The organism is Hoyosella levis (assembly GCF_026008515.1).
GTDB classification, from domain to species: Bacteria; Actinomycetota; Actinomycetes; order Mycobacteriales; family Mycobacteriaceae; genus Lolliginicoccus; species Lolliginicoccus levis.
Genome location: NZ_BQYM01000015.1, coordinates 69,643 through 82,032 on the forward strand (window position 1 = coordinate 69,643; position 12,390 = coordinate 82,032).

A 12,390-nucleotide genomic window follows, 5' to 3' on the forward strand; every position below is an offset into this window, starting at 1 on the left:
GGCAGGCCATGACGGTTCCTCCGGGCGAGCGGCAGGCCCGGCCGCGGGACCACCTCGGGGCGGGCCCCCTCGCGCGCGCGCCGCTCGATCCCGCCGAGCGCGAGCAGTTGCTCCGTGGCCACCACCCCGACCCGCACTCCATCCTGGGCCCGCACGGCAGCACGATCCGGGTCCTGCGCCCCTACGCTCATGCCGTGGAGCTCACTAGCCCTGGGCTTCACGCAGGAAACCCTGTCCCCCTTGATGCCGAGGGCGACGGGATCTTCGCCGTCGACCTGCCCCGTGACGACCTGCCCGATGACATCCGGGCCGAGTGCCTCGACTACCTGATCACCGCCCGTTATGCCGACGGCCGGCACACCACCCCGGACGGGTACCGGCTCGCGCCGACGGTACCGGGGCCAAGCCTCGCCGCGTTCGCGGAGGGAAGCTGCGCGCGCCTGTGGGAAGCGCTCGGCGCACGGCCCGCGACCATCGATGGCGTCAGCGGCATCGCGTTCACAGTCTGGGCGCCCCACGCCGCAGGTGTCACAGTGACAGGCGATTTCGATCACTGGTCGGGCCGCACCTTCCCGATGCGTCGTCTCGAAGGTGGCGTGTGGGACGTGCTGGTGCCCTCCGCGCAGCCCGGCGAGCTCTACAAGTTCCACATCCACGGCCGCGATGGGCAGGTCCACGAAAAAGCGGACCCAATGGCCCGCGACACCGAGATACCGCCGCATACGGCCTCCCGCATCGCCACGCCACCCGTGCACGAGTGGAGCGATGACGAATGGCTCGCCGCCCGCGCCCGCACCGATTGGACGCGCGAGCCGATCAGTATCTACGAGGTGCACGCGGCCTCATGGTCGCGGGAGCTTGCCGAGGGCGCCGCCACGTTCCGGGATCTCGCGGACGTGCTCGTGCCCTACGCGCGGGCGCGGGGCTTCACCCACATCGAGTTCCTGCCCCTGGCCGGGCATCCCTACGGCGGCTCCTGGGGATACCAGGTCACCTCCTACTACGCGCCCACTCCCCGGCACGGCACCGCCGATGACCTGCGCTATCTCATCGACACCTGCCACGCCGCAGGGATCGGGGTGATCCTCGATTGGGTGCCCGCGCACTTCCCCCGCGACGAATGGGCCCTCGCCCGGTTCGACGGGACCACCCTGTTCGAGCATCCCGACCCGCAGCGCGGCGAGCACCCCGACTGGGGCACCTACATCTTCGACTGGTCCAAGCCCGAAGTGCGCAACTTCCTGATCTCGAGCGCCCTCTACTGGATCGACGAGTTCCATATCGACGGGCTGCGCGTCGATGCTGTCGCCTCGATGCTCTACCTCGACTACTCCCGGCCCCCCGGCGACTGGACGCCCAACGAGCTCGGCGGGCGCGAGAACCTCGATGCCGTGGAGTTCCTCCGCGAGCTCACGACGAGCGTGCAGCACCACGCGCCGGGCTGCCTCACCATTGCCGAGGACTCCACGTCGTGGCCCGGCGTGACCCGGTCCGTGCGGCTCGGCGGGCTCGGCTTCACCTTCAAGTGGAACATGCGCTGGATGAACGACGTCCTCCGCTATCACGCGCGCTCGCCAGAGCATCGCGGATACCACCACAACGAGGTGACGTTCTCCCTGATGGGCAGCCTCGCCGAGCATTTCGTGCTGCCCCTCGGCCACGACGAGTTCGTTCACGGCAAGGGCACGCTGTGGTCCCGCGCCACCGGAACCGCCAACGGCACCGACAGCGAGCAAGCAGCCACTGTGCGCTCGCTGCTCGCGACGATGTGGGCGCACCCCGGCAAGAAGCTGCTCTTCATGGGCCAGGAGTTCGCGCAGACCGCCGAATGGAGCGAGATGCGCGGCCTCGACTGGTTCGAGATCTCGACCAGCTCCGCGGACAGTTCCCTGCACCGCGGCATCAGGCTTCTCGTCGACGATCTCAACCACCTCTATCGCGACGTTCCCGCGCTCTGGCGGTCCGAGGGAACACCTGAATCGTTCGCCTGGATCGACGCGGCCGACTCGCGCAATAGCGTCGTCTCGTTCCTGCGCGCGAGCGGGAACAGCCTGCTGGCCTGCATCACCAACCACGGTGGCACCGATCTCGACCATTACCGCGTTGGGCTGCCGAGGCCCGGCCAGTGGGATGAGGTTCTCAACACCGCCGCCCGCGAGTACGGCGGGAGCGGCGAGGGCAATCTCGGCAGCACCGAGGCGTTCCCGACGCCCTGGCACGGGCACCAGGCATGCGCGGTTATCACTATTCCCGCCCTGACCTCGATGTGGTTCACCTGGGCCGGGCCAGGGACGGATGCCTAGCCTGCATCGCTGGGCTGCTGCGCTCGTGGCCTGCATATGCACTGTCACAGCGTGCACGGCGCCGCCAGGTGACGAACCCTCTCCCCTGCCAGTCACCTTTGGACCCAGTGGGCTCCGGCAGGACCCGCCCGCGCCCACTTTCGAGCTACCGGGGCAAACCGTCGACAGCACTGCCGATCACCTTGCCGCCCAGGCCCTCAGCGACCTCGATGCCTTCTGGTCCGAGGAGCTCGCATCGGCACCAGTCGGAATCGCGATCGAGCCCTACGACGGGACCAGTCCGAGCGACACGTTCTGCTCCGCCGACGTGGCCAGCCTTGGAGTCGCGGCCTACTGCCCAGCGACCGGGACCATCGGATGGGATCGCACGCTCCGGTTTCCCGAGATCATCAACGAGTTCGGAGCCCTCTCCGGGGTGCTCGTCCTCGCGCACGAGCATGGCCATGCCATCAGCGCCGCGCTCGGGCTCCCTGGAATGGAGGACGAACCCCTCGTCTGGGAGCAGCAAGCGGACTGCTTCGCCGGCACCTACCTCGGGAGCGTGATGCGGGACGGATCTGCCCGCTTCCAGATGAATACCACCGATGCGCTCGACGCGGTGCTGCTCACGCTCCTTTCGGTGCGCGACCCCTCGCCCGTCGGTGAAGCACGGCACGGCACCGGATTCGACCGCATCGACGCATTTGCCACCGGCGTGCACAGTGGCGCGGAGGCCTGCGCCGGGATCACTGCGCGAACGATCGAGCAGCGACAAGCCGGGATGCCGGACCAGTACGCGCACGCCCTTGATCGTGGTGAGCTGCCCGTCACCGAGGGAACCGCGAGGCTCGTGGTCACCTCCCTGGCCGAGTTCCTGGACTGGCCCGCGCCGCCCGCAGTAGTCCCGCACGCCGGGAGCGCCTGCCCCGCGCCTACGCTCCAGCCGCCCGTGTCTTATTGCGCGAGCACCAATAGTCTTGAACTAGACCTCCCTCAGCTCCAGCACGCCACTGAGGTTCTCGAGACCGCCAGGCCACAAGGTGATTTCAGCGCGTTCAGCATCATGGCGCTGCATGCGATCCTCGCCCAGGAGGGCGCTGCGGTCGACTCGCGCGCTGTCACGAGCGCCACCTGCCAGGCAGGAGCTTGGGCAGCGGCCACCGCGCGCGAGGAGGTAGGCAGGATCTACCTCTCCCCCGGCGACCTCGACGAGGCGCTCACTGCCCTGCTCGACCCCGCGCTCAATTCCCTGGTCGCCGCGGCCATTCCCATCGGGATCGCGCGCACCAACGCCTTCGGGGATGGCTTCCGGGGCGGCCTGGCGGCGTGCGGGGACCTGTAGTGGAGAAGGGGCCGACCCTGGGAATCTCGTCGCAGTGATTCCCGGTGTCGTGCAAGATCATGGGGCATGACACCTTTGCTCTGGGAACAGCACACTTGCCTGCCACTGAGCACTGATGCCGATGTGTCGGAGCTGGCCCGCTACCGCCGACCCGGCGGAACCTTCGCTTCCGTCAACGCCGGGTATGCCCCGCATAGCCGTGACGATGTGCTCAGGCTGCTGGACCACTTCCGGCGCGAGGTCACCGCTTCCGACGAGATGGATCTCGTGGCCAGCATCGAGGACGTGGCGGTAGCGCGCGGAGCCGGGAGGATCGCCGTCGCCTTCGATCTCGAGGACTCTGGACCGCTGGAGGGAGACCTCGACAATGTTCACCGGTTCGCAATCCTCGGAGTGCGCACCATGCTGCCCACCTACAACCACGCGAACGCTGCCGGTTGCGGCTGCCTCGACACCGAGGACACCGGCCTCACCGCTTGGGGACGGTCGATCGTCGCGGAGATGAACTCCGCGGGGATGGTGCCTGACGGATCGCATTGCAGCACCCGTACCGGGCTCGACATGTGCGAGGTGTCCACCAGGCCCGTCATCTACAGCCACTCCTGCATGCGCGAGGTCTGGGATCATCCGCGCAACATCACCGACGAGCAAGCCACGGCCTGCGCCGGGACGGGCGGGGTCATCGGGATCACGTGCGTCGGCATCTTCCTCGGACCCAACACACCCACGCTCGAGGCGTTGACCCGGCACATCGAGCATGCGGTCGAGCTCGTTGGCATCGAGCACGTCGGTGTCAGCAGCGACTACTCCTTCGACCACGAGGACTTCCTCGAAGAGATCGCCGCGAGCCCCGCGCTGTTCGACGAGAGCTACACCCGCTGGGGACCGATCCAGTGGATGCCGCCGGAGACGTTCCTCCAGCTCGGGCGGCACCTCGAGCAGCGCGGATGGGCCGATGGCGAGATCACCGCTGTGCTCGGTGGAAACTTCTACCGCGTCGCGGAGCAGAGCTGGCGAGCGGCTGGTTCTTCCGGGGCGTGAGTCGCAGACCGGTACCTGCCGTCTGCCTAGAACAAGGCAGCGGCGAGATCCCGGCGCGCGGCAAGCACGGTCGGATCAGCGGGATCGAACATCTCGAGCAGGGAGAGGAGTCGTTCTCTCGCTGCGGCGCGGTCTTCGCCCGAGGTATCGCGCACGACACCGATGAGCCGCTGGAACGCCTTGCCTGGTTGCTGCGAGATGATCTCCAGATCCGCCGCGGCGAGCTGCGCCTCGAGATCGGAGGGATCGGCTTCGGCCTTGCGCGGGGCCTCGGGATCGATCGAGCGCACGCGGGCGAGGAAGCGAGCATGGTTGAGCCCGGATTTTGCCTCGGCATTGCGGGGTTCCTCGCCGAGGATCTTCTCGTACTCCGCCTCCGCCTTGTCGAAGTCGCCCTGGTTGAGGGCTTCCTCGGCGGCCTCGAAGCGAGGATCGGTGGGCGGCTCCGCAGGCTCGGACTCGCCCCCGGCAGCAAGGCCGGGAAGCTTCTCCCCGACGGCTTTCTGCAGCTCGGCCAGCCAGTTGCGGATCTGGTCCTCCGATTGCGCGCCCGAGAATGCGTGCACCGGCTGCCCGCCAGCTATGGCCACCACCGTCGGAATGGACTCCACACCGAAGACCTGCGCGATCCGGGGGTTCTCCTCGACGTCGACCTTCGCGAGGATCCAGTTGCCCTTGCCCTCCCGCGCCAGCTTCTCCAGCGCCGGGGACAGTTGCTTGCAGGGCTCGCACCAGGGAGCCCAGAGATCCACGACCACGAGCACCTGGTTCGAGCGCTCGACCACTTCGGCCTCGAAGGTCGCCTCGGTGACATCAACGATCACGGGCACGCCCGATGGCGCGGAGGCTGGGGTGTCCGCGCCGGGCCGGGACCCAGCAGGACTGCTGGCCGGTGGCGAGGGACGGCGGTTAGCGCGTTCCTTGAGCGCCGAGAGGTCAACGGCACCAGCGAACGAGGCGGCAGAGGTTGGTCGTCCAGGTCGAGTCACGTACCCAGTCTGGCATGAGCGAAGCCGTGCTCACAGCCTGGAGCGTTCGCCGTTGGCTTATCTCTCCGTGCTCGCCGCCTGCTGCCGCGCAGTCACGCGCTCGCCCTGCTCCACCGCGGCAGAGAGTTCCGCGAGATGACCACGGCGCGCCGCCCACACCTCGAATACCACAGTGGCCAGGGGTGGGATGCTCGAGAGGAGCGCGAGCGCGATGACCCGCCAGTTCCATCGCAGGCTCCAGGCTGTCGCCGCTGTGACGGCGATGAACACCATGAACGCACCGCCGTGCAGCGCCCCGAAAACTTGCACCCCCAGCTCGGTGGTGTGGGTGACATGCTTGAGGAACATGCCGACCAGCAGCCCCGCCCAGGTCAGTGCTTCGATCACGGCGATGAGCCGGAACCGCTTGGCCGGGGTCGCGAGAGAGAAGAAGTCCTGGAAGTACGGGGATGCGCGCATGCCGCCCATTGTGCCGCACACCGCCACCGACTACGACATCATGTCGTAGACATCACGCGCCCCCTGCCTCTTGCCGCGGGTTCGCCGCGGGTTCGCCGCGGGTTGGGCGAGCGCGGGCCGCGGGTTCGCCGCAGGTCGGCAAAAGCACGGGAAACTGTCAAACGCGATAGAAGCTGCCCAGGGATTTCGGCAGTTTCTATCGCGTTTGCAGCCGTAGCGCCACACCGGCCGTTCGCAACCAGGAGCTCTATGCCCGAGAAGGCACCCGCACGATCAGCGCATCGCCCTGGCCGCCTCCGCCGCACAAACCCGCGGCACCCACGCCACCGCCACCGCGCTGCAGCTCGAGCGCGAGGTGCAGCACGATCCGGGCCCCGGACATGCCGAGCGGATGACCGATAGAGATCGCGCCGCCGTTGACGTTGACCTGATCGGTGCTGACGCCGAGCTCGCGCGCCGAGACGAGGCCGACCGCCGCGAATGCCTCGTTGATCTCCACGAGGTCGAGCCCGCTCGGCTCGATGCCCGCCTTCGTGCAGGCGTTCGCGATGGAGAGCGCGGGCTGCGACTGCAAAGTGGAATCCGGTCCAGCGGACATGCCGTGCGGCCCGATCTCGGCCAGCCACGATAGGCCCAGCGACTCGGCCTTGTCCTTGCTCATGACAACGACCGCGGCGGCGCCATCGGAGATCTGCGAGGCGTTGCCCGCCGTGACGGTGCCGTCCCGGCGGAAGGCAGGTCGCAGCTTGCCCAGGGACTCGGCCGTGGCGTCGGCACGCACGCCCTCGTCGCGATCGAACACCACGGGGTCGCCCTTGCGCTGCGGGATCTCCACGGGAACGACCTCGTCCTTGAACAGCCCGGCCTCCCAGGCGCGAGCGGCGCGCTGGTGGGAATCCGCCGCAAAGGAGTCCTGCTCCTCCCGCGACACCTTGTCGGAGTCGTTGCGCTCATCGGTGAGCTTGCCCATGGCCTCCTGGGTGAAGTGATCCCGGAGGCCGTCGAAAGCCATGTGGTCGACAAGCTTGGTGTCGCCGAACTTGGTGCCCTCGCGGCTGCCGAGCAGCAGGTGCGGGGCATTGCTCATCGATTCCATGCCGCCAGCGACAACGACCTCCACCTCGCCGGCCCGGATCAGCTGATCAGCCATGGCGATCGCGTTGAGCCCCGAGAGGCACACCTTGTTGATGTTGATCGAGGGCACGTTCATCGGGATGCCCGCGCCCGCGGCGGCCTGGCGCGCGGGCAACTGCCCCTGGCCGGCCTGCAGCACATGGCCGAGAATGACGTAGTCGACATCGGAGGGCGCGACACCCGCCTTCTCGAGCGCGCCCGCGATGGCGATCGAACCAAGCTGGGCGGCGCTCAGTCCCTTCAGCGAGCCGAGCAGCCTGCCGACGGGCGTGCGTGCACCTGCAACGATGACCGACGTTGTCATCCGAACCTCCGCATTCCTGACGAATCTCAACGTGTGGGGCAAGGAGAGGACGAGACCCGACGAGTCCTGGCTCCTGCGCCCCGCAAGACTACCGGCCTGCCTGGCCCACCGCGCCCGTGTGGCGTGGATCACGATGATTGGGCAATCCTGGCAGCGCGACGATAACGTCATTCCATGCTGTCCACACCTGAGATCGGCTCCTTGATCACGGCGATCGACCATGTCGGTGTCGCGGTGGCTGACATCGACCAGGCTATCGACTGGTACAGCCGCACCTTCGGCCTTGTCGTCGCGCACCGCGAGACCAACGAGGGCCAAGGGGTCGAGGAAGCGATGCTCGTCCCCGCCGCGCAGGAGACCGACCTCATCGCGGCCACCGCGATCCAGCTCCTCGCGCCCCTCGACGACAGCTCGACCATCAAGAAGTTCCTGGACCGCCACGGCCCCGGGATGCAACAGCTCGCCTACCGCGTCACCGACCTCGACGCCGTCTCCGAGCACCTGGTCGGCCTCGGTGTCCGCCTGCTCTATGACGAGCCCCGACGTGGCACCGCCGACTCGCGCATCAACTTCGTCCACCCCAAGGACGCGGGCGGCATCCTCGTCGAACTTGTTGAGCCCGCGCACGGCGCGCCACACCACCAATAACAGCTATGACGTGCACACTGTGTTCACCCGATCCAGTGACAGCGGCTTCCCCCGGGACGGAAGCGCACCGCACGATAGAGGCTGATAACGATGGCGCGCACCACTGAAGCAACCCCCCACAGCACGATGTTCAGCATTGCGATGCGTGGCTACGAGCGCACTGAGGTCCATGAGCACCTCAGTCGCATCGACGCCGAGATCCGCGTCACTGCGGCCGATCGCGACGCCATCGCCGCGCAGGCGAACGATCTCGCCTACCAGCTTGACGAGGCACGTGCTGAGATCCAGGCACTCCGCGAGGAGGTCGACCAGCTCGCGACCACGCCGACCTCCGCCGCGGATGTCAGCGACCGCATTGCCCGCATGATGCGACTAGCAGCTGACGAGGCCACCGAGACACGCGAGCAGGCCCGTGCCGAGGCTGCCGAGATCATGTCGATCGCCGAGCAGAACGCGCATGAGCTCGAGACCCGGCAGAAGCGCGAGTACGAGGAGTGGACGCAGCGACGTGCTCGCCTCGAGGCCGAGCAGAAGGAAACGCTCGCCCGGGCGCGCAGCGAGGCAGAGCGCATTGCCGAGGGCGCCGAGGCGAAGCGTCGCCAGATCGAGGCCGAGACCGCAGCGCAGCAGCGGCAGGAGCTCGAGGACTTCAACGCCACCATGTCGGAGAAGCGCACAGCAGCGCTTCGCGAGATCGAGGAGCTGCGCGATCGTGCGCGGCGCGAGGCTGATCGCACCGTCAACGAGGCGCACGCGGAGGCTGAGGACGTCATCAACGAGGCCACCGGCGATGCCAATACCCGTATCGCCCGCGCCACCGAGATCGTCGACGAGCTCGGATCCGTGCGGGATCACCTGCTCAAGCAGATCGCCAAGGTCCGGGAGCAGTTCGACGCCTTCCCCACCTCGCTCGGCAAGACCGACTCCGAGACGAGCGCGCGCACCGCGGCTGATGACGCCATTGACGACAACTCGCGCAACACCCGCCGCTACGCCACCGACAGCGAGACCACCGGCGAGATGCAGGACCCGTTCGAGTCCGACGACAACGACTCGCGATCAGGCCAGTAGTACGAGCTAGCCACTTGCGGCAGGCGCGCGATCCGCTTCGATCATGACCATTTCCTGGTCACCGAGCGGGTCGCGCGCCTGTTCCAGCATGCGCGGTGCCAATGGCGCCGGTCATCGGTGCCCCCTGGCCTGCTAGGCCACGCTACGACGTGCGCGAAACCTCGCATGATGACCTGATCGCAGCCTGGACACCGGTAGTCCTTCGTCGCGGCGCTGCCCGGCACATCACGCACCAGGAACTCGTCATCGCCCCAGCCCTTCGGGGAGCCATGCTCGGTGCGGGGGCTCGACAGTCCGCGGGAATGCAGGCCTGGCGGCCGAGCGTCGCTAGCGCCAGGGCGGCGTCCCGACTGGCGACGCTGGCTTGTGTTCCGCTGGGGCGTGTTCCGGCGCGGCATGCGTTCCAGTCTATCTGGGCTGGCGCACGCCGAAGAACGCCTCGATGTCCCGTGCGCGGCGAGATTCGACACACGGGGCTTGTTAGAAGAGGCGGTACTCGTCGCTGCCCATTCCCCGCAACTGGTCATAGTCAAGGGTCAAGCAGCGGATTCCCCGATCCGTGGCAAGCGTCCGCGCCTGCGGCTTGATCTGCTGGGCCGCGAACACACCGCGCACCGGTGCCAGCAACGGATCCCGGTTCAGCAGCTCGAGGTAGCGGGTGAGCTGCTCCACGCCGTCGATCTCGCCCCGCCGCTTCACCTCGACAGCCACGCTGATGCCCTCCGAGTCCCGGCACATCAGGTCGACCGGGCCGATCGCTGTCGGAAACTCGCGCCGGACCAAGCGGTAGCCGTCGCCGAGGGTCTCCACATGCTCAGCGAGCAGGATCTGCAGGTGCGCCTCCACCCCGTCCTTGATCAGGCCCGGGTCCTCGCCCAGCTCATGCGACGCATCGAGCTCCACCTCCTCGATGGTGATGCGCAGCTCCTCGCCCGCCTTGTTCACCACGACCCACTCGTTGCCGTTCTCGGTCAATGTGCACGGGGGGCTCATCCAGTTCAACGGCTTGTAGGCCCGGTCATCGGCGTGGATGCTCACCGACCCATCCGCCTTCACCAGCAGTAGCCGCTTGGCGAGCGGGAGATGAGCGGTCAAGCGTCCGACATAGTCCACCTGGCACTGAGCAATCACTAAACGCACCCGTCCACAATAGGTGCATCGTGGCCAGGCACCCAATGCCACGCGGGGCAGACTGCGCTAACCTCCCAAGGCCACGCCGCGGCTCCCCTACTCTGGGGCCATGAGCCCTGTCCTGCCCAGTCCCAAGTCACCGCTCGGCTCCTGGCTGCTCGGCCGGGAGAACGAGGGACGGACCGCGAGGCGCGTCCGGGTGCAGTTGCTCCTCACCCTCTTCCTAGTCAGCGCCAACATCATCGGGATCGCGATCGTGGTGGTGCTTCTCCTCTGGGTCGTGCCTGGCCCCGAGGTGCTGCAGGCCAAGTTCCGCCTGCCAAGCATGGTCGGGGTCCCCATCTACATCGTGGCCTCGCTCCTGGTCGGCCTCTTATGGGGAACCCGGAAGGCGCTCAAGGACTTGCGCTGGTCCCGAAGCGGCGAGACGCCCACCGCGCGGCAGCGACGCATCGCGCTCGCGACCCCATGGCGGCTGACCTTTATCCAGCTCGCGCTCTGGAGCACCGCGACGCTGGTCTTCACCACCTGGTACGGCTTCATCGAACCCGAGATCATCGCCAAGGTCGCGTTCACCCTTTCCTCGGCAGGATTGGTGGTCTGCGCCATCGCCTATCTATTGAGCGAGTTCGCGCTGCGGCCAATAGCGGCCGAGGTCCTTTCTTACGGCGATCGCCCCGGGCGCCGGGCAGGCGCGGTCAGCCGATCCATGGTCACCTGGATGGTTGGCACCGGTGTCCCCGTCGGTGGATTGATGGTCATCGCACTCGCCGCCACGATTCGCGAGGACGCCACAATCACATCGTTGATCGTTTCCATCCTCGCGCTCGGAGCGATCGTCCTGTTGTTCGGCAGCTTCATGGAACTGCTGAATACCTCCCGAACGATCGCTCCCGTTCGCGTGGTGCGGCATGCCATGCGCAAGATCGAGAAAGGCGATCTCGATGCCCGGGTCGTCGTGTTCGATGGATCCGAGCTTGGTGATCTTCAAGTCGGCTTCAACCGGATGGCTGAAGGACTGCGTGAGCGGGAACGAATCCGCGATCTGTTCGGTCGGCACGTCGGGCGCGCTGTCGCTGATAATGCGCTGCAACACGATATTGAGCTTGGTGGGGAGGAACGATTCATCGCGGTGTTCTTCATCGACTTGATCGGTTCGACGAAGCTTGCGACCCAGTTGCCACCGACAGAGGTGGTTACCTTGCTCAATCGGTTCTTCGCGGTGGTGGTCGAGGAGGTGGATCGCAACGGAGGATTCATCAACAAGTTCGAGGGAGATGCCGCCCTCGCGATCTTCGGAGCGCCGGTGGAAGTGGACGATTCCGCTGGAGCCGCACTGCGTGCCACGCGAACGATCATGAAGAGGCTCGAGCGTGAGGTTCCTGATTGCGAGGCAGGCATCGGTGTGGCGTGCGGAGTGGCTGTCGCTGGCAACGTGGGCGCGCACGAACGGTTCGAGTACACCGTCATCGGGGATCCGGTGAACGAGGCGGCACGACTATCGGACGTGGCGAAGACCGTCCCTGGCAGGATCGCGGCGTCCGGGGCATGCGTGGAATCTGCTGGTTCTCGAGAGGCTCGCAAGTGGCGGTCTGAGCGCGAGGTGCAGCTGCGCGGCCGCGAGGCGACGACGGTTGTTTCGGTCCCGCGCAAGGCTACGGCGGAGCCGGTGGAATCGGCCTGATCCAGCACGTGAGAGCTAGGCGTTGGTTGGTGCCTGCTCTTCGCCTCACAGCCGCGGCCTCATAGCGCGGACGACATTGATCTGGTGACCACTGTAGGCGGTGGGCGCGCCCGCCCGGGCGCGCGGGGCGGGCGGCCCCGGCCGGTCCCGGCGGCCGGCGGCCGGGGGTGGATGCGGAAAAGGGCGGGAGGGGCGGCCGCCCACTGGCGACCGCCCCTCCCGCTTCTCTTCACATGTGTTTGCCCGGCGGTGTCCTACTCTCCCGCACCCTGTCGGGTGCAGTACCATCGGCGCTGGAGGGCTTA

At 67.3% G+C, this 12,390-nt stretch carries 11 protein-coding genes; 6 read left to right on the forward strand and 5 right to left on the reverse strand.

Annotated elements, in window-relative coordinates; genetic code table 11:
- The first annotated feature begins 8 nt into the window (after positions 1-8).
- From glgB to QC765_RS15200, 3 genes are all read left to right on the forward strand, one after another.
- Positions 9-2,303 (forward strand): 1,4-alpha-glucan branching protein GlgB, encoded by a 2,295-nt coding sequence (gene glgB / locus QC765_RS15190; RefSeq protein ID WP_278315278.1) that lies wholly within the window; start codon positions 9-11, stop codon positions 2,301-2,303.
- Positions 2,296-3,624 (forward strand): neutral zinc metallopeptidase, encoded by a 1,329-nt coding sequence (locus QC765_RS15195; protein ID WP_278315279.1) that lies wholly within the window; start codon positions 2,296-2,298, stop codon positions 3,622-3,624. Before glgB ends, QC765_RS15195 begins: the two co-directional genes overlap by 8 nt.
- A 66-nt stretch (positions 3,625-3,690) precedes the next feature.
- Positions 3,691-4,665 carry a dipeptidase gene (locus QC765_RS15200; RefSeq protein WP_278315280.1) on the forward strand — a complete coding sequence of 325 codons (975 nt, stop codon included), beginning with the start codon at positions 3,691-3,693 and terminating at the stop codon, positions 4,663-4,665.
- A 26-nt stretch (positions 4,666-4,691) separates the two neighbouring features.
- Here the strand turns inward: QC765_RS15200 and QC765_RS15205 are convergent, their stop codons facing one another.
- The 3 genes from QC765_RS15205 to QC765_RS15215 all read right to left on the reverse strand — a co-directional run bounded on the left by QC765_RS15205 (position 4,692) and on the right by QC765_RS15215 (position 7,551).
- Entirely contained in the window at positions 4,692-5,654 is a 963-nt protein-coding gene (locus QC765_RS15205) for a tetratricopeptide repeat protein (RefSeq protein WP_278315281.1), read from the reverse strand.
- Positions 5,655-5,711: 57 nt separating this feature from the next.
- Entirely contained in the window at positions 5,712-6,113 is a 402-nt protein-coding gene (locus QC765_RS15210; RefSeq protein WP_278315282.1) for a DUF3817 domain-containing protein, read from the reverse strand.
- A gap of 247 nt (positions 6,114-6,360) precedes the next feature.
- Positions 6,361-7,551 carry an acetyl-CoA C-acetyltransferase gene (locus tag QC765_RS15215; protein ID WP_278315283.1) on the reverse strand — a complete coding sequence of 397 codons (1,191 nt, stop codon included), beginning with the start codon at positions 7,549-7,551 and terminating at the stop codon, positions 6,361-6,363.
- Positions 7,552-7,725: 174 nt separating this feature from the next.
- On the opposite strand from QC765_RS15215, the gene mce reads away from it, so the two are divergent.
- Positions 7,726-8,199 carry a methylmalonyl-CoA epimerase gene (gene mce, locus QC765_RS15220; RefSeq protein ID WP_278315284.1) on the forward strand — a complete coding sequence of 158 codons (474 nt, stop codon included), beginning with the start codon at positions 7,726-7,728 and terminating at the stop codon, positions 8,197-8,199.
- 90 nt (positions 8,200-8,289) lie between these two features.
- On the forward strand, positions 8,290-9,270 hold the full coding sequence (locus QC765_RS15225) for a coiled-coil domain-containing protein (RefSeq protein ID WP_278315285.1): 981 nt from the start codon (positions 8,290-8,292) through the stop codon (positions 9,268-9,270).
- A gap of 41 nt (positions 9,271-9,311) precedes the next feature.
- Here the strand turns inward: QC765_RS15225 and QC765_RS16535 are convergent, their stop codons facing one another.
- Together QC765_RS16535 and nucS are read right to left on the reverse strand one after the other, a co-directional pair.
- The gene (locus tag QC765_RS16535) at positions 9,312-9,797 is read right to left on the reverse strand and encodes an Rv1322 family protein (protein WP_507762904.1); all 486 of its coding nucleotides are present in this window, start codon (positions 9,795-9,797) and stop codon (positions 9,312-9,314) included.
- Positions 9,751-10,410, reverse strand: coding sequence for an endonuclease NucS (nucS, locus tag QC765_RS15235; protein ID WP_278315287.1), 660 nt, complete (start codon positions 10,408-10,410; stop codon positions 9,751-9,753). The genes QC765_RS16535 and nucS overlap by 47 nt, the downstream gene beginning before the upstream one ends.
- Positions 10,411-10,510: 100 nt before the next feature.
- On the opposite strand from nucS, the gene QC765_RS15240 reads away from it, so the two are divergent.
- Positions 10,511-12,085 carry an adenylate/guanylate cyclase domain-containing protein gene (locus tag QC765_RS15240; RefSeq protein WP_278315288.1) on the forward strand — a complete coding sequence of 525 codons (1,575 nt, stop codon included), beginning with the start codon at positions 10,511-10,513 and terminating at the stop codon, positions 12,083-12,085.
- The last annotated feature ends 305 nt before the right edge of the window (positions 12,086-12,390 follow it).